This window comes from Bacillus sp. TH50, from assembly GCF_016650565.1.
Lineage (GTDB): Bacteria > Bacillota > Bacilli > Bacillales > Bacillaceae_G > Bacillus_A > Bacillus_A mycoides.
Genome location: NZ_JAEKFM010000003.1, coordinates 610,836 through 626,787, shown reverse-complemented (window position 1 = coordinate 626,787; position 15,952 = coordinate 610,836). Strand labels below are relative to the sequence as shown.

Annotated in this window: 19 protein-coding genes; 12 read left to right on the top strand and 7 right to left on the bottom strand. The window is 34.7% G+C overall.

The window, feature by feature from the left end; all coding sequences use genetic code 11:
• Positions 1 to 174 precede the first annotated feature (174 nt).
• Together JFU23_RS03340 and JFU23_RS03335 are read left to right on the top strand one after the other, a co-directional pair.
• Complete coding sequence (locus JFU23_RS03340; protein WP_000817662.1) at positions 175 to 621, top strand: MarR family winged helix-turn-helix transcriptional regulator; 447 nt, start codon at positions 175 to 177, stop codon at positions 619 to 621.
• 32 nt (positions 622 to 653) lie between these two features.
• Positions 654 to 1,598, top strand: coding sequence for an acetyl-CoA carboxylase carboxyltransferase subunit alpha (locus tag JFU23_RS03335; RefSeq protein ID WP_063217980.1), 945 nt, complete (start codon positions 654 to 656; stop codon positions 1,596 to 1,598).
• A 397-nt stretch (positions 1,599 to 1,995) separates the two neighbouring features.
• Here the strand turns inward: JFU23_RS03335 and JFU23_RS03330 are convergent, their stop codons facing one another.
• On the bottom strand, positions 1,996 to 2,244 hold the full coding sequence (locus JFU23_RS03330; protein WP_201031366.1) for a cytoplasmic protein: 249 nt from the start codon (positions 2,242 to 2,244) through the stop codon (positions 1,996 to 1,998).
• A 526-nt stretch (positions 2,245 to 2,770) separates the two neighbouring features.
• Here JFU23_RS03330 and JFU23_RS03325 point away from each other — a divergent pair.
• The 7 genes from JFU23_RS03325 to JFU23_RS03295 all read left to right on the top strand — a co-directional run bounded on the left by JFU23_RS03325 (position 2,771) and on the right by JFU23_RS03295 (position 7,676).
• Positions 2,771 to 3,280, top strand: a complete 510-nt coding sequence (locus JFU23_RS03325; protein WP_063217978.1) for a DinB family protein — start codon at positions 2,771 to 2,773, stop codon at positions 3,278 to 3,280.
• 510 nt (positions 3,281 to 3,790) lie between these two features.
• Positions 3,791 to 4,117: an arsenical resistance operon transcriptional regulator ArsR gene (gene arsR, locus JFU23_RS03320; RefSeq protein ID WP_161939634.1), complete on the top strand. Its 327-nt coding sequence runs from the start codon at positions 3,791 to 3,793 to the stop codon at positions 4,115 to 4,117.
• A gap of 60 nt (positions 4,118 to 4,177) precedes the next feature.
• Entirely contained in the window at positions 4,178 to 4,615 is a 438-nt protein-coding gene (locus JFU23_RS03315; protein WP_201031365.1) for an ArsI/CadI family heavy metal resistance metalloenzyme, read from the top strand.
• An 18-nt stretch (positions 4,616 to 4,633) separates the two neighbouring features.
• On the top strand, positions 4,634 to 5,674 hold the full coding sequence (arsB, locus tag JFU23_RS03310) for an ACR3 family arsenite efflux transporter (protein ID WP_002110658.1): 1,041 nt from the start codon (positions 4,634 to 4,636) through the stop codon (positions 5,672 to 5,674).
• Positions 5,675 to 5,699: 25 nt separating this feature from the next.
• On the top strand, positions 5,700 to 6,104 hold the full coding sequence (gene arsC / locus JFU23_RS03305; protein ID WP_201031364.1) for an arsenate reductase (thioredoxin): 405 nt from the start codon (positions 5,700 to 5,702) through the stop codon (positions 6,102 to 6,104).
• A 293-nt stretch (positions 6,105 to 6,397) separates the two neighbouring features.
• Positions 6,398 to 7,399, top strand: coding sequence for a phosphotransferase (locus JFU23_RS03300; protein ID WP_201031363.1), 1,002 nt, complete (start codon positions 6,398 to 6,400; stop codon positions 7,397 to 7,399).
• Positions 7,400 to 7,487: 88 nt separating this feature from the next.
• Positions 7,488 to 7,676, top strand: a complete 189-nt coding sequence (locus JFU23_RS03295; RefSeq protein WP_201031362.1) for a hypothetical protein — start codon at positions 7,488 to 7,490, stop codon at positions 7,674 to 7,676.
• 142 nt (positions 7,677 to 7,818) lie between these two features.
• Here JFU23_RS03295 and JFU23_RS03290 read toward each other — a convergent pair whose 3' ends face one another.
• Genes JFU23_RS03290 through JFU23_RS03265 form a run of 6 tightly spaced genes read right to left on the bottom strand, consistent with a single transcriptional unit; the run spans position 7,819 to position 12,970 of the window.
• Positions 7,819 to 8,337 (bottom strand): PCYCGC motif-containing (lipo)protein, encoded by a 519-nt coding sequence (locus JFU23_RS03290; RefSeq protein ID WP_201031361.1) that lies wholly within the window; start codon positions 8,335 to 8,337, stop codon positions 7,819 to 7,821.
• A gap of 42 nt (positions 8,338 to 8,379) precedes the next feature.
• Entirely contained in the window at positions 8,380 to 8,814 is a 435-nt protein-coding gene (locus JFU23_RS03285; protein ID WP_201031360.1) for a disulfide oxidoreductase, read from the bottom strand.
• Positions 8,811 to 9,491 (bottom strand): DsbA family protein, encoded by a 681-nt coding sequence (locus JFU23_RS03280; protein ID WP_201031359.1) that lies wholly within the window; start codon positions 9,489 to 9,491, stop codon positions 8,811 to 8,813. The genes JFU23_RS03285 and JFU23_RS03280 overlap by 4 nt, the downstream gene beginning before the upstream one ends.
• Before the next feature lie 53 nt (positions 9,492 to 9,544).
• The gene (locus JFU23_RS03275) at positions 9,545 to 10,129 is read right to left on the bottom strand and encodes an SCO family protein (RefSeq protein WP_201031358.1); all 585 of its coding nucleotides are present in this window, start codon (positions 10,127 to 10,129) and stop codon (positions 9,545 to 9,547) included.
• A gap of 59 nt (positions 10,130 to 10,188) precedes the next feature.
• Entirely contained in the window at positions 10,189 to 12,621 is a 2,433-nt protein-coding gene (locus JFU23_RS03270) for a heavy metal translocating P-type ATPase (protein WP_201031357.1), read from the bottom strand.
• Entirely contained in the window at positions 12,611 to 12,970 is a 360-nt protein-coding gene (locus JFU23_RS03265) for an ArsR/SmtB family transcription factor (protein WP_098273952.1), read from the bottom strand. The genes JFU23_RS03270 and JFU23_RS03265 overlap by 11 nt, the downstream gene beginning before the upstream one ends.
• Before the next feature lie 324 nt (positions 12,971 to 13,294).
• On the opposite strand from JFU23_RS03265, the gene JFU23_RS03260 reads away from it, so the two are divergent.
• From JFU23_RS03260 to mntA, 3 genes are read left to right on the top strand one after another with little or no spacing between them, the layout of a single operon-like run.
• On the top strand, positions 13,295 to 14,044 hold the full coding sequence (locus JFU23_RS03260) for a metal ABC transporter ATP-binding protein (RefSeq protein ID WP_063217969.1): 750 nt from the start codon (positions 13,295 to 13,297) through the stop codon (positions 14,042 to 14,044).
• Positions 14,041 to 14,907 carry a metal ABC transporter permease gene (locus tag JFU23_RS03255; RefSeq protein ID WP_048525430.1) on the top strand — a complete coding sequence of 289 codons (867 nt, stop codon included), beginning with the start codon at positions 14,041 to 14,043 and terminating at the stop codon, positions 14,905 to 14,907. Before JFU23_RS03260 ends, JFU23_RS03255 begins: the two co-directional genes overlap by 4 nt.
• 17 nt (positions 14,908 to 14,924) lie before the next feature.
• Positions 14,925 to 15,860, top strand: a complete 936-nt coding sequence (mntA, locus tag JFU23_RS03250) for a manganese ABC transporter substrate-binding protein/adhesin MntA (protein WP_201031356.1) — start codon at positions 14,925 to 14,927, stop codon at positions 15,858 to 15,860.
• Positions 15,861 to 15,952: the final 92 nt, after the last annotated feature.

Sequence of the window (15,952 nt, the reverse complement as noted above, 5' to 3'; positions counted from 1 at the left end):
CTGATACATAATTGATGTTCTGCCATTTGTAGAAAACAATCTACTTATACCATTTTAACAAGAAGAAATATCTCGTCCATGTTGTAATATTGGCTTAGGTTAAGCTTGTGAAAAAACATATTCATGTATAATACAATTGATGTATGATACATTAGTTGTAGGAGGGTGACCTATTTGAAAAGAGAAGATGCCTTAAAACTAAGAACAGATATTAAGAAAATGATTATAATAACTGGGGTTTTTGAATCTCAAAATTTGCCCAATGGACCATTTGAAAAACCTTTACCAACTTCTCAAATGATGGCGTTAGAGGAACTAGAGGTGGAAAAACTAACTGTTTGGCAACTATCCAATAAACTTAGATTAGAGACTTCAACTGTAAGTAGATTGGTAGATAAGTTAGTAAAAAAGGGGCTTATTTATCGTGAAGTAAATGAAAAAAATAGAAGAGAACTTTTTCTGCACCTCACAGAAAAAGGTCACATAACTGTTAATTGCTTAAGAGAGCAATCCATTACATTTTATCAAAGTATTCTCAATAATTTATCAGAATCAGAACAAAAAATAGTTGTGGATGGTTTTGAATTATTTATTGATTCTATTTCTAAGCCTTTTGATTAGAGTGAGGTAAGTCATAACATTTGGAGGATAAAATGAGTTTGCATTTTGAACGTCCTATTATTGAATTAAAAGAGAAATTTGATGAATTAAAGAAAATTATGAAAGAAAATAATGTAGATTTATCGTCAGAAATTCATGAATTAGAAAAACGTTTAAATAAAATGCAAGATAAAATTTATTCTAATATTACACCTTTTCAACGAGTTCAAATTGCAAGGCTACGTAACCGACCCACGACATTGGACTATATACCTTTATTGTTTACAAACTTTCTCGAACTTCATGGTGATCGATTATATGGTGATGATAAAGCAATGATAGGTGGTATTGCAAAATTTAAAGGGATGCCCGTTACGGTTATTGGTCATCAAAGAGGTAGAAATACAAAGGAAAATATAGAAAGAAATTTTGGAATGGCACATCCAGAAGGTTATAGAAAAGCGCTAAGACTTATGAAACAAGCTGATAAATTTAATCGCCCTATTATTACATTTATTGATACAATAGGCGCCTATCCAGGGAAAGGGTCTGAAGAACGTGGAATTTCTGAAGCGATAGCTCGAAATCTATTTGAAATGGCTACACTTAAAGTACCAATTGTTTGTATTGTAATTGGAGAGGCATCAAGTGGTGGAGCTCTTGGCATTAGTGTCGGTAACCATATCCATATGTTAGAGTATTCATGGTACTCGGTAATTTCGCCAGAAGGAGCAGCATCTATCCTATGGAAGGACGCTAAGTATGCTCCAGAAGCTGCTGAACATATGAAAATTTCAGCAAAAGATTTAAAACATTTAGGAATTATTGATGAAATCATTCCTGAAATTAAAGGTGGAGCACAAAATGATATAAAATCACAGGCAAAAATGATTGAATCTGTAATCGAATCATCTCTAAAAAAATTGATACTATTATCCTCGGAAGAGCTTATACAACAGCGGTATGAAAAGTATAGACAAATAGAGAATTATAAATGAAAATATTTAAAGTCCGTATTACATTTCGGAGGATTCTCGTAAAAAAATTTTAAATATTTTGTAAGTAACCTCTTAAACTGGGATATGCTGATACTATTACTCTACAAAAGATGTGTGATCGGTATGGAAAAGGAAAATTTGTTCAAATGGAAGCATTATCACATACCCATCAACTTAAGAAATTGATTGTTCCCCAAAACGAAAAAATGAGCTGAATTCTCATAAGTAACTGTGAAAAGGTGGAAATTTCGGTATGGGGGTATCTCAAAAGCTTAGGTTGATGGCAATGGGGTCCCGCCAACAAGACATGAATTTTGCATGCTAAGCAAAAAAACAATAAGCTGTCCACATGGACAGCTTATTTACATAATTCTCGAAGTCGGTAGTCAATAAATCTTTAAAAATATCTCTTATTCATCTCTACTAAAAAATTTTTTGTGATGGGAAACCCAGAACTTTCCCCGATAATCGAATCAATTCCACAATGAGGACATTCTGCTGTATCTTCTTCCTTTTCCCACCAATCTGTTATTTCTTTAGGACTAAATATTTTTAAGCAGTGGAAACAACCACATATAATATCTTTTTTTAAGAGGTTTCTATTATGAGAACAAAAACGATGTGCTTCCTCAAAATATTTTTCCATTGGTATCCCTCTTTTCGTAATTTTCTTCGATACTTTACTTAAATTCTCCTTTGTATATCTTATACATGTTCGGTTAACATAACGTCCTATTGTCGGTAGCAAGTTTTTCATAAACTCCTTGTTTTTACTAAATTTTTTGTCTCTATGTCTATCTATCTCTTACACAAGATTTTATACATCATTGATATAGCGGGGATTCTAGGGATCTTCGCTATTCTTTTTTGCATAAAATCTTGTATGAAAAAGTAGTTAGACTAGCGTGTTTTACTCCGGTTCATTTCAAAATACAATTGAAAATTCATCTTTAAATTAAAAAAGAAAGTGTTACCTATATATATTAATAACTTCGAAATATTGTATAACAGATAATTTTTATTGTGCTAACGAATCAGGATAGTGTGGCGACTGACCAACTAAATAGTTGCTTATCCTCAATTATTAGAAGGGAAGTTCTATCATTTCGCGAATTTATTAGACATAGACGAGCGCTATAATTTTCTATATGTACATAAAGAGGTGAATACGCATGAATCAAAGACCTTCAGAAGAAGAATACGCCGGGAACTCCGGCGAATATATCCGTTTGGTGCCGGACGGTAACATCATCGATATTCTGTTCGCCCAGGAAAAGCAAATGACCGAGCTCCTGGCATCGTTGACCGAAAGCCAGGCCGCATATCGGTATGCGGAAGGAAAATGGACGCTGAAAGAAGTCGTGGGCCACATTGCAGATGCGGAACGCGTCATGACCTACCGCCTGCTCCGGTTCGCAAGAGGGGATCAGACGTCTCTGACTGGTTTTGATCAGGAATTGTTCATGCCTCCTTTCGGAAGTTGGACAACCGAGCAATTGGCCGAAGACTACCGGGCCGTACGGCAATCAACGATCACATTGCTGCGCGGGCTACCGGCGGAGGCGTGGACCCGCAAGGGCACAGCCAACAACCTAAGCATTACGGTGCGCGCCCTCGCGTACGGCATCGCAGGACACGAACTTCATCACATGGGGGTCATCCGAAATCGGTACTTGAGTTAATCTTCGGCTGAGGCCTTTGGAATGGAACTAACACCTCTCATCCAACCTTAGATACCGTTCTTATTGGGGTCCCGCCCCACAACCATCAACTTAAGGATTTAGACTATTTTTGAAATTAAAAGCACATTACTATTCTCTTATGTTAATGAGAAAGGGTGACGTGCTTTTTATGAATATGTACCAAAAACAAGAGTTATCTTTATTTGCCGAAGAGTTATATCGATTTTTTTCATTTGGGGGTATTTGTTTTTCTTAGCTTGATGGTGATGGGGCACTACGCTATAATGGTCAAATTAAAATTTAAAACAGTTATAGAGACTCCATTCCTCGGAAATATTGTAACTATTAAGTTGTAAAAAGAACCGTAGTTTTTTATTTTTGAAAAGGCTATGGTCCTTTTTAGTTGTAGCAAAGATATGATGTGAGGAGGTTTTTGTAAATCAAAAAAATTGATTAATTAGTTGCATAATAAATTAATCAGCGTATATACTATAAATATCAAAAAAATTGATGAAGGGAGAGGAAACTACAGTGGCACAGGATTTTAAGTTATATGAGAAAAAGTTTAAAGCGTTGGCGGATCAGAAGCGTTTAGAGATTATGTATGAACTTTGCCAGCGGGGCCAGACTTGTGTATGTGATTTAACAGAAGTTTTTGAAATGACGCAATCTAAGTTGTCGTATCATTTAAAAATCTTATTAGATGCAGGTTTAATTGTAAAAGAAACAAAGGGTACGTGGAGTTATTATGATTTAAATGATGCGGAAGTAAATAATTTATTATCAGAAGAATTATGCTGTATCTTTAGAAAAACAGGCAAAGGTAGTTGCTGTTAAAATTTTGCACTATTAATCAAAAAAAATTGATTAATAACATGTAAAGAGGAGGAAGAAGCTATGAGATATGTTCACGTTGGGATAAATGTTACGAATTTAGAGAAGTCTATTGAATTTTACGAAAAGGTATTTGGCGTATCATCAGTAAAGGTGAAAGTAGATTATGCAAAATTTTTATTAGAGACGCCAGGACTTAATTTTACGCTAAACGTACGAGATGAAGTGAAGGGAAATCAGGTAAATCATTTTGGTTTCCAAGTGGATACAGCTGAAGAAATTACATTTCATAAAGAAAGATTAGAAAAAGAAGGGTTCTTTGCACGTGATGAGATGGATACGACTTGTTGCTATGCAGTTCAAGATAAGTTTTGGGTAACGGATTTTGATGGGAACGAGTGGGAATTCTTTTATACGAAAGCACATAGTGATGTTCATAAAATTGAAGATTCATCTTGTTGCACGACTTCTAACGTAGTAGAAAAAAATTCTTGTTGTTAATAGGAGATGGAAAATAAAATGAAACGTTTATCTTTTCTAGATCGATATTTAACACTATGGATTTTTCTAGCTATGGCTGTTGGGATTGGTTTAGGGTTTGTGTTTCCTAGTGTAGTAGACGGACTAAATACATTACAAGTTGGAACAACGTCTATCCCGCTCGCTGTCGGTTTAATTGTCATGATGTATCCACCATTAGCGAAAGTTCGTTACGAGGAAATGGGCCGAGTATTTAAAGACGTAAAAGTATTGGTTTTATCTTTAGTACAAAACTGGATTATTGGGCCTGTACTTATGTTTGTTTTAGCAATTATTTTTCTTCCTGATAAGCCAGAATACATGGTCGGACTCATTATGATTGGTTTAGCACGCTGCATTGCAATGGTGATTGTTTGGAACGACCTTGCAGATGGGGATAAAGAGTATGCAGCAGGTTTAGTAGCTTTTAACTCCGTATTCCAAATGTTATTTTTCTCCGTTTATGCATACGTGTTTGTAACAGTCATTCCAGAATGGTTAGGGATTGAAGGGGCTATTGTCGATATTACAATGGTAGAAGTAGCGAAATCAGTATTTATCTATTTGGGAATTCCTTTTATAGCAGGTATGTTAACACGTTTTGTACTCGTTAAGTTAAAAGGAAGACAATGGTATGAAAAGGTGTTTATACCTAAGATTAGTCCACTTACATTACTTGCATTACTATTTACAATCATCGTTATGTTCTCTTTAAAAGGGGAAATGATTGTTAGCGTACCATTAGATGTAGTAAGAATAGCAATTCCGTTATTAATCTATTTTATTGTAATGTTTTTTGTTTCTTTCTTTATGGGAAGAAAAATTGGTGCAAACTATCCGGTGACTACAACGTTAGCATTTACAGCAGGTAGCAATAACTTTGAGTTAGCAATTGCTGTAGCAGTTGGTGTGTTTGGTATTCATTCAGGCGCAGCATTTGCAGCTGTTATCGGGCCTTTAGTTGAAGTACCTGTAATGATTGCACTTGTAAACGTCGCTTTTTGGTTTAAGCGTAAATATTTTAATGATCAACCAGTATAATTTAAAAATAAAGGCGGAAAACAACATGAAAAACAAAAAGACAATCTATTTCTTATGCACAGGAAATTCATGCCGAAGCCAAATGGCAGAAGCATGGGGCAAACAATATGTAGGCGATAAGTGGAATATATATTCTGCAGGAATCGAAGCACACGGAGTAAATCCAAATGCTATTAAAGCGATGAAAGAAGTAAATATCGACATAACAGATCAAACATCAGATATAATTGATGTAAATATTTTAAATAACGCTGATTTAGTTGTTACCCTTTGTAGTCATGCAGATTCTGTTTGTCCTTCGACACCTCCGCACGTAAATCGTGTTCACTGGGGATTTGATGACCCGGCAGGAAAAGAATGGTCTGAATTTCAACGTGTTCGCGATGAAATCGGTGAACGGATTAAACGATTTTCTGAAACAGGTGAATAAATAAAGTAAAGAGCGAACCTTCTATCAGGAGGTTCGCTCTTTTTTACTATATATTTCATTATATATCCATTTACTTAATGCAGCGGTTTAAACCAACTACCAGAACAAATAAGGAATATTCTGTTATAATAGAACAGTTTCAGGAAGGCGGTGTAACGTATGATTTCTGAATTAAACAAGAATGATTTTTACAAATGTGTTTAATTATGTAGGTTATTATTTTCCGTTTGAGTAAATTAGGCGGGTGTTACAAACCTCTTATCTTAAAAGTTTTTACATGTAAGGAGAATAGTATGAAACACATAATAAAAGATATATTAATGAATTATTTTAAAGAAATTCATACACTAATAGTGGAAGAAGAATTACATAAAAATAGCTGGCATACAGATCTACACTATAAAATCATGGTAAATGGAAATCGGTATTCCGCACGGTTTATAAATAGCAATCGAATAAGCAATCCAGCCTTTGGGACGTTATCAAATGAACAATTGAAAGAGCAAGTACGGTTTACCTATTATTTACGAGAGCATGGAATACCATTTATGCAGATTAAGGAGAATAGGGCGGGAGAGTCATTTACATTTGTTACTTGGAATGGTGAACAGTACCGGTTTGTATTGTCTACTTGGATTGAAGGGGAACATATTACTCATTGTACAGAAACTATCGCAGAATCCTTTGGAAAGGAAGCGAGAAAGATACATGATATTTCTAGTACATTTCAAAGCTCGATTTTTCAAAAAAAATCTCATTTAGATGGATATAGTGATTTTATAAAGCTGTTAGAAAATAAGGGCAGTACATGTAAAGAGTTGCGGGGGTATATAGATCTAGCTAAATATCATATAGAATGCGCACATGCGAGTGATTTAGAGTTTATTGTACAGACAGATTTAAATCCTTTAAATGTTATATGGAACTCAAGTCAATGTGTAAAAGGAATTGTAGATTTTGAATCTATTGGGTATGTAGATCGTATTGAAGGACTAGCCTTTATAATAAAATGGTATTCTCGAACAAAAGGAATACAGTCTCATGAAGTATGTTCGAGTGTTGCTAGTGCATTTTTAGAAGGGTATAAAGCTAGTAATATTTTAACTTTAAACGAGTATAAAAGACTTTCTTCATTACTATGGTTATCTGGTAGTTTGAATTGGAATTTTGTTAAAAAGACGATGAATGTATTAGATGATGGGAGGGGATTAAAGGAACATTTGAAAGGCTATAAAATAAGAGGCGAAAGATTGTCTTCATTGTTAAGTGGAGAAAGAGCCAGTTCATTTGGGTAGGCTTTTTCGTAAAGATTGTTGCTTTTTTATAAGTTTCAATAATGTATAGTATAATAGAAATAGGTAATATAAAAAAGGGATGATAACAATGACGAAATTATCTTATAGTGGCTTGAAATATGGAAAAAGTGATGTGGAAGTAAAATTATTGGTGGATATACAAAATGATAGTTTTGAAGTAACACATACTAAAGAAGTCTCTCTAGTAATGAATAAATCAAAAGGTGAATATATCGTAGTAAATCGAAACACATTGAAATTTGAGGTTGTTGCATAATACGAAGAGAATATGAAATAAATAAACTTTATGTGCCTGACTAGAGAAGTCCCATTATTGCTTGGGAAAATAGCAGCAATCAATTACTAAAAAAACAGCAATCGATTGGGCTGTTTTTTTAGTAATAAATAATTTTATTATGTTAAGCACTTGGCATCGGCGTTGGAGTAGCTTTTACACCGTCTTTTTTATATTGTTTATCAATGTTTTCTCGAATTTTTAAAGGAGATGCTCCATTTTGTTTCATTAAAACAGCTTGGAAAGCGATATCTACACACTCTGCGTGATTCATAGCGTGTGAATTCCATGTAACTTGACCGTTTTCTTTCATTTCACGGATAAAACAATCTTTATTACTTATATGTCCTGAGTTTTCATCACACCCACAATAACAAGGAATCCATTGTAAGAGTTCGATATCTTTTCCTACCATTTCATAAATTTGTGAGACTTGTCCATTTTTAGTTGATGATAAGAAAGAAGGAAGAGATTCTACAGTAGCTGTTGTTTCTAATGTATCACCTTTAAAATGTTCATCATTATTCTTTGTTTCTTGTAATTGATTTTGTGTGTTGTCGTTCTTAGTAGGTGAAGAATCATTAATGGAACTACAGCCAATTAATAGACTTACTAATAAAAATATAGGTACGATCTTTGACATCATACAGTCTCCTCTCTGTAGAGCTACCTTTACATAATGTTTTTATTCATTCGATCTCGTTAACACCATAAACAAAGTAATGAAAGAAAAAGCAATTAACGCTAAGAAGGGGATCGTTATAAACCCTAACCAATTAATATAATCAACATTACAAGGAACACCTTGCACGCATGGGTTAATCTCTGAAACACCAGGGATCTTTTGTATTGCATAGTGATAAATTGAAATACTCCCGCCGATAATAGAAATTGGTAATACATATTTTTTTATGTTTTTTTCATTATAGAACGTTGCAATGCCTAAAATAATACAGAGCGGATACATCATAATTCGTTGGTACCAACACAATTCACACGGTACGAATCCAAGGATCTCACTGAAAAATAGACTACCTAGTGTCGCTATCATTGATACAATCCATGCAAAATATAAAGTGTAATTACGCCATTCAAAATTCTTATTTGTTGTATTCATCATTTTTTGTCCTTTAATGCTTTTTCAATTAAATTTTTGATTTGTTCATAATCATAAGGATCAGACAACATCGTTCCATTTATGACAATGCTCGGTGTTTGTTCTACACCGTAATCTTGTGTTAATTTTTCATCTTTATTTACTTCTTCTTGCGCTGTTTGTTTTTTCAAATCTTCTTCAAGTTGAACAGTATTAATACTTGGTGTATATGTTTTCGCAATTTCTAATAGTTTTTCAGGAGTAATCCATGGATCATCGTGATTTGCTGGCTGTGCGTTAAATAATTCTTTATGGAAGCTCCAATATGCTTGTGGGTCTTGTTTATAAACAGATTCAGCAGCTAAAGCAGACAATTTAGATTCTGTTCCGTGGAATAAAACATTTACATATGAAAATTTAATTTTTCCTGTATCGATATAGTCTTTTTGAAGCTGAGGGAAGATACGCTCACCCCATGCTTTACAAGCAGGACATTTAAAGTCGCCAAACTCAATAATAGAGACTGGTGCATCTTCTTTTCCTAAAGTAGGTTGTTTGCCGATAGGGGGTAAATCTTTTATTACTTTATTTGTCGCAACTTTATCTTCTTTATTTAAAACGACGAAAGCTGTAACAGCAGCGAAAATGATTAATGTGACAACGAACAATAATTTCATGTGAGAACTTTGCCTTTTTTTCATGTAAACACCTCGGATTTTTAAAGTTTAATAGAAACATAATAAGCGGTTTTTATTTAGCGAATTCTTTTAATATCACGAATCATATCTTCGTACGGTGTGTTTTGAAGGCCTGAGTACTTCTTCACAACTTTCCCATCTTTATCTACAAGATAAAAGCTTGTACCATGTATAACTTGTGTATTGTTTTCTGGTTTCGTTACAAGTGTTTGGAAGTTATCTTTTGCAAACTTTTCAATTTCTGGTCGTGTATACCCTGTTAAAAAATGAGTTCGCTTCGCATCCATTTCATATACTTTCATAAACTCTGTTATTTTTTCAGGTGTGTCCACTTCAGGATCTACACTAAACGATACAAACTCTACATCTTTAATACCTTCTTTTTGCAACATGTTTTGAAGTTTTGCCATATTAGCTGTCATAGGAGGGCAAACAGTTTCACAACTTGTAAAAATAAAATCGGCTACCCAAACTTTATCCTTCAATTCAGATGAACCAAACTTTTTTCCATTTTGATCTGTAAACGTAAACTTTTCTACATCCCAACCCAGTGAATCTCTTAATTTATTATCACTACATGCTCCTAAAATCGTAATGATAGAAATAAGCATAAGTAATGTAATGACCCGCATTTTTTTCATATGTACATCCTTTCAAAATTTATTTAAGGTACGGAGCTATTAGGTAGCCCCGCATCTTATTATTTGTTTCTTAATAAACGCATACTGTTTAGGATTACAATAAGCGCAGCGCCTGTATCACTTAGTACAGCCATCCAAAGAGTAAGCCACCCTGGGAAGATAAAGGCAAGGGCAATAAATTTAATAAGTAATGAGAACCATATATTTTGTTTAATAATGTGCAATGCTTTCCGGCTAAGTTTCATCGTATACGGAAGTTTTTCAAGATTATCTGCCATTAATACAATATCTGCCGTTTCCATTGCTGTATCAGTTCCAGCACCGCCCATGGCAATTCCTAGATTTGCAGTAGCAAGGGCAGGGGCATCATTAATACCGTCCCCAATCATAGCTACTATTTTTCCTTCAGATTGAAGTTGTTTTACAGATTGCACTTTATCTTCTGGAAGTAAGTTAGCAAAATAACGATCTACTTTTGCTTTCTGTGCAATATGTTCAGCTGTTCCTTCGTTGTCTCCTGTTAACATAACAGTTTCCTGAATACTTGCTCGTTTTAATTCTTGAATCGTTTCATAAGTAGTAGAGCGAATAGAATCTGCTACTGAAATCATTCCTAAAATTCCTTTGTTCGTTCCAACAAGTATTACGGTTTGACCAATTCTTTGCATCTCCCCGATCGGTTCGTTCCATATTTGAAGTGAAACCCCAAAATCTTCATATAATGCTTTATTTCCGGCGTAGTATGTTTCGCCGTCTATCGTGACCTGCGCACCTTTTCCTACAATGGCGCGGAAATCTGTTCCACTTTGAAGAGAAGATTGGTGTTCTTTCGCATACGCTGTAATGGCTTTTGCAATTGGATGATTAGAATATTCTTCAATTGTTGCGGCAATGGATAGTAATTCATCTTCCGTACAATGTAAGCTTCGCACATGCATTACTTTTGGTTTTCCTTCAGTCAATGTACCTGTTTTATCAAACGCAATAGCATTTAATGCACCTGCAATTTCTAGTGCAGTACCACCTTTAATGAGTACACCGTTTCTTGCGGCATTTCCTATTGCAGATACGATCGCAACAGGAGTAGAGATAACTAAAGCACAAGGACACGCAACAACAAGAAGTTCTAAGCCTTTATAAATCCATTCCATCCAGTCGCCCATACCAAGAAGGGGAGGGATGAGCATGACACCAATTGCTAATACAAAAACGATAGGTGTATAGATTTTTGCGAAACGATCCACAAATGCTTCTGTCGGTGCTTTCTTTTCCTGCGCTTCCTCTACAAGGTGGATAATTCGAGATAACGTAGTATCCTCAACAAGTTTAGTTACCGTGATTTCAAGTGAACCTTCCTCATTTATCGTCCCCGCATATACGGAATCACCAATTTGTTTATCAATTGGGATAGATTCACCAGTTATCGGAGCTTGGTTTACAGTAGAAGTGCCTCCTATAACTGTGCCGTCTAATGGGATCTTTTCACCGGGTTTTACAACGATCTTTGTATGCACTGCAATATCATCTACAGATTTTTTTATAAGTTCAGTTCCGACTTTTACCCAAGCTTCTGACGGTGCTAAATCAATCAGTCCGCGAATAGATTCCCGTGTACGTTCAATTGATTTATTTTGTAAAGTTGCTCCTAATGCAAATAGCCAAACAACGGTTGCACCTTCTAGCCATTGACCAATTAATGCAGCACCAATTGCAGCTGATATCATAAGAACGTTCATATCAAGTGATTTACTTCTAATTGCATAAAAGGCACTTTTAGCAGGCTTATAACCACAGATACCAATACTCGCCGCATAGAGAAGTGTAATAAGAAGAGGGGATATGTTTGTAAAACTTCCTCCAAACCCTAAAGCTAAAAATAATCCTGAGAGAATCAAAGTTGTATTTTTAGCTTTTTGAACAGGAGCGGCCCCTCTACGAAATCCTGCCAAGGAAGCCGCAAATCCTGCGTTAGACACTTCTTTTATAATGTCATCCACATCACGGTCATGACGAATATGCATTTTTCCAGTAGCAAAGTTTACTCGAACTTCTTCTACGCCTGAAACATTTTGCAGATGCTTTTCGATTGTTAAGGCACATGCACCGCAATCCATTCCTTCCACAAGATATGTTTGTACGCCATCTCCAGATATTTTCTGAGTAGCAAGAAGAGGTGACGTGTCTTCGCATGAGCTATCACTACAGCAAGAAGACTTTGATTTTGTTTGTTCTTTTTCTAGAGCTAATTCAGATGAACAGCAGGAAGAACTATTTTCTGTTTTTATAGAATCATTGTTTCCACTACAACAAGAGGTTTCCTTCGTGATAGGAACAACCGGAATCTCTTTATTAGAGGAGCAACATGACGAAGTTTCTATTATTATTTCTTTTTCAGTACTACAACAAGAGGTTTCCTTTGCGATAGGAACAATCGGAATCTCTTTTTTTGAAGAACAACATGATGAAGTTTGTTTTTCCTTCTTATCTGTCATGATCGTTTTCTCCTTTTTGAGATAAACAAGCATCGTTTTTATCACATGACGCTACTTCATTTTGTACTTCATGAAAAACAACATCAAACATAGTGAGTAACTGTTCAATTTGCTTATTACGTAAGGAATAGTGGACGTATTTTCCTTCTTGTCTGCCTAGAATGATTCCGCATCCTTTTAAACAGTTTAGGTGCTGAGATATGTTTGACTGATTTCCTTGAGTGATTTCCACAATTTCAGATACTGTTTTTTCGCCATCCATCATACATTGAAGAATTTGTAATCTTGTTTTATCAGCAAAGCCACGGATGAACTTGGCTTTTACATCTGAATCATTTGAGTTGCACAATTGTATTCTCTCCATTCGTATTAGTAATTACTAATATGTTATTCTTTATTCATATTAGCATTGGCTAATATGTGTGTCAAAAATGAATTTAGAAAAGTTTGATATTTTTGTTTTTTAGAGGCAACTTTTCACAATATATTCATAAAGTAATAAAAAGCAGTTTACAAATTTGCATCTAGCTTATATAATTTGACTCATATAAAAAAGTTTCCCGAAGGAAACTTTTATGTAAATTTACATTCGTATTATATTTTTTTTGTTTGAAAGTTGCCTTAGTGCAAAATAATTACATATACGAAAAAAAGAAAGGGGAATGCATAAAAAATGGATGAGGCTATAATTGTCAAAGATTTATTTGTATCTTACCAAGGGAATCAAGTCGTTCAAAATGTTTCCTTCGATATTGAAAAAGGGAAACTCGTTGGAATTATTGGTCCAAACGGAGCGGGAAAATCTACTTTAATGAAAGCTGTTTTAGATTTAATTCCAAATGATAAGGGATACGTTCAAGTTCTTGGGGAGGATATTCGGAGCGCTAGAAAACATGTTGCATACGTACCGCAAAGGAGTGATATAGATTGGGACTTCCCGATCACAGTTATAGATGTCGTGCTAATTGGAACGTATCCATCTTTAGGTATGATGAAAAGACCGAAGAAAGAGCATCGGGATTGGGCTTTTGAATGTTTAAAAAAGGTCGGAATGGAAGAGTTTAAAAATCGTCAAATTGGTGAGCTTTCAGGCGGACAACAACAACGTGTCTTTTTAGCGAGGGCGTTAGCACAAAAGGCAGAGATATTTTTCCTAGATGAACCATTTGTTGGAATTGATGTAACAAGTGAAGAGACAATTATTAAAATCCTTAGAGAATTACGTAAAGAAGGAAAAACAATTGTTGTTGTACATCACGACCTAAGTAAAGCAGAGTCCTATTTTGATAAATTACTATTATTGAATAAGAGCTTAATTCATTACGGAGAAGTAAGGCAAGTATTAGAACCAACTGTTATGTCAAAAGCGTATGTAAATCACGGCATATTGTTTAATAATGCAGCGGAGGTACATTCATCATGAAGATTGTAGAATTTATAGATGCATTAATGCAGTACGGTTTTCTGCAGAAAGCGTTATTAACTTCCGTTATGGTAGGAGTTATTTGCGGCGTAATTGGATGTTTTATTATTTTACGAGGTATGGCTTTAATGGGAGATGCCATTTCACATGCTGTTCTTCCAGGCGTAGCCCTTTCTTATATGATTGGTATGAACTATTTTATAGGGGCGGTTTTAACAGGTGTTATTACTGCAGTTGGAATTGGATTTGTAAGTCAAAATAGTCGAATTAAACATGATATGGCGATAGGGATTATGTTTACATCTGTTTTCGCTATAGGGATTATTTTAATTACCTTTATGAAGAGTAGTTCGGATTTGTATCATATTTTATTTGGGAATGTTCTATCAGTTCGCTCTTCCGATATGTGGATGACACTTATTATTGGAGTTGTCATTATTGGTCTTGTGATTTTGTTTTATAAAGAACTACTCGTATCCACTTTTGATCCAACGATGGCGCAAAGTTATGGATTGCCGAACAAATGGATTCATTACGGTTTAATGATTTTACTTACAATGGTTACAGTTGCTTCACTTCAAACTGTGGGAATTATTCTAGTTGTCGCTATGCTTATTACACCAGCGGCTACAGCGTACTTATTAACAAACCGTTTATGGGTCATGATTTACTTAGCGGCAGGCATTGGTGCACTTTCATCTGTAGTAGGGCTATATTTTAGTTTCTCGTATAATCTTGCTTCAGGTGCAACAATCGTTCTCGTTGCAACATTCTTGTTCGCATTGGCATTCTTTTTCTCGCCGTCACAAGGTTTATTTTGGAGAGCTATCAAAATTAGAAAAAATAGAGCAGAGTTGTCATAATTGATTGGAGGATAAAAATGAAATTTAAAAATGTTTTATTATCAATACTTTGTATTTTCGTATTTGCATTAACAGCGTGTTCTAGTAACACAAATGGGAAAGAAGAGAAAAGTGGAAAATTAAAAGTTGTAACTACATATTCCATTATATATGATATGGTGAAGCAAATTGGTGGGGATAAGGTTGAGATTCATAGTCTTGTTCCAATTGGAGCTAACCCACATGAATATGATCCACTACCGAAAGATGTTATGAAAATGACAGATGCAGATATGGTGTTTTACAATGGGTTAAACTTAGAAGAGGGCGGAGCATGGTTTAAAAAACTATTAAAAACGGCAAATAAATCAGAGAAAGATGCACCTGTTTATAAAGTAAGTGAAGGTGTAGAAGCTATTTATTTAGAAACAAAAGGATTAGAAAAAGAGCCAGACCCACATGCATGGATGAATATTAAAAACGGTATTGTATATGCTGAAAATGTGAAGAAAGCATTAATTAAAGAAGATCCTAAAAATAAAGAGTTCTATACTAAAAATGCCGACAAGTATGTAGAGGAACTTCAAAAGCTACATGATGAAACTGTGAACAGAATTCATCAAATCCCAGAGAAAAAACGTTTCTTAATTTCTAGTGAAGGTGCATTTAAATATTTTGGAAAAGCATATGGAATTAAGACGGGATACATTTGGGAAATCAACTCAGAAAATCAAGGTACACCAGATCAAATTCGAGATGTTGTAAGTTTAATTCAAACAAACAAAGTTCCGGCTTTATTTGTTGAAACAAGTGTAGATCGACGTAGTATGGAAACTGTTTCAAAAGAAACAAACGTACCGATTGCGGGTACAATTTTTACAGACTCACTAGGTAAAACAGGTGAAGATGGAGATACTTACTTGAAAATGATGAAATGGAATACAGATACAATTATTAATGGGTTACAAAAGTAAAAACTATTTGTTTTTCAATGGAGTGTAAGTATTGAAGTTTTGTAAAATAAGAGAAGAAAGAGCCAACTCATGTGAGTTGGCTCTTTCTTTTA

Excerpts from the sequence above, each read along its gene's own strand:
- arsR (WP_161939634.1), top strand. The coding sequence starts at position 3,791 with ATGAAGGGAGAGGAAACTACAGTGGCACAGGATTTTAAGTTATATGAG.
- JFU23_RS03275 (WP_201031358.1), bottom strand. The coding sequence starts at position 10,129 with ATGAAAAAAATGCGGGTCATTACATTACTTATGCTTATTTCTATCATT.
- JFU23_RS03300 (WP_201031363.1), top strand. The coding sequence starts at position 6,398 with ATGAAACACATAATAAAAGATATATTAATGAATTATTTTAAAGAAATT.
- JFU23_RS03335 (WP_063217980.1), top strand. The coding sequence starts at position 654 with ATGAGTTTGCATTTTGAACGTCCTATTATTGAATTAAAAGAGAAATTT.
- arsB (WP_002110658.1), top strand. The coding sequence starts at position 4,634 with ATGAAACGTTTATCTTTTCTAGATCGATATTTAACACTATGGATTTTT.
- JFU23_RS03315 (WP_201031365.1), top strand. The coding sequence starts at position 4,178 with ATGAGATATGTTCACGTTGGGATAAATGTTACGAATTTAGAGAAGTCT.
- JFU23_RS03290 (WP_201031361.1), bottom strand. The coding sequence starts at position 8,337 with ATGTCAAAGATCGTACCTATATTTTTATTAGTAAGTCTATTAATTGGC.
- JFU23_RS03280 (WP_201031359.1), bottom strand. The coding sequence starts at position 9,491 with ATGAAAAAAAGGCAAAGTTCTCACATGAAATTATTGTTCGTTGTCACA.
- JFU23_RS03270 (WP_201031357.1), bottom strand. The coding sequence starts at position 12,621 with ATGACAGATAAGAAGGAAAAACAAACTTCATCATGTTGTTCTTCAAAA.
- JFU23_RS03295 (WP_201031362.1), top strand. The coding sequence starts at position 7,488 with ATGACGAAATTATCTTATAGTGGCTTGAAATATGGAAAAAGTGATGTG.
- mntA (WP_201031356.1), top strand. The coding sequence starts at position 14,925 with ATGAAATTTAAAAATGTTTTATTATCAATACTTTGTATTTTCGTATTT.
- arsC (WP_201031364.1), top strand. The coding sequence starts at position 5,700 with ATGAAAAACAAAAAGACAATCTATTTCTTATGCACAGGAAATTCATGC.
- JFU23_RS03285 (WP_201031360.1), bottom strand. The coding sequence starts at position 8,814 with ATGATGAATACAACAAATAAGAATTTTGAATGGCGTAATTACACTTTA.
- JFU23_RS03325 (WP_063217978.1), top strand. The coding sequence starts at position 2,771 with ATGAATCAAAGACCTTCAGAAGAAGAATACGCCGGGAACTCCGGCGAA.
- JFU23_RS03255 (WP_048525430.1), top strand. The coding sequence starts at position 14,041 with ATGAAGATTGTAGAATTTATAGATGCATTAATGCAGTACGGTTTTCTG.
- JFU23_RS03330 (WP_201031366.1), bottom strand. The coding sequence starts at position 2,244 with ATGGAAAAATATTTTGAGGAAGCACATCGTTTTTGTTCTCATAATAGA.
- JFU23_RS03260 (WP_063217969.1), top strand. The coding sequence starts at position 13,295 with ATGGATGAGGCTATAATTGTCAAAGATTTATTTGTATCTTACCAAGGG.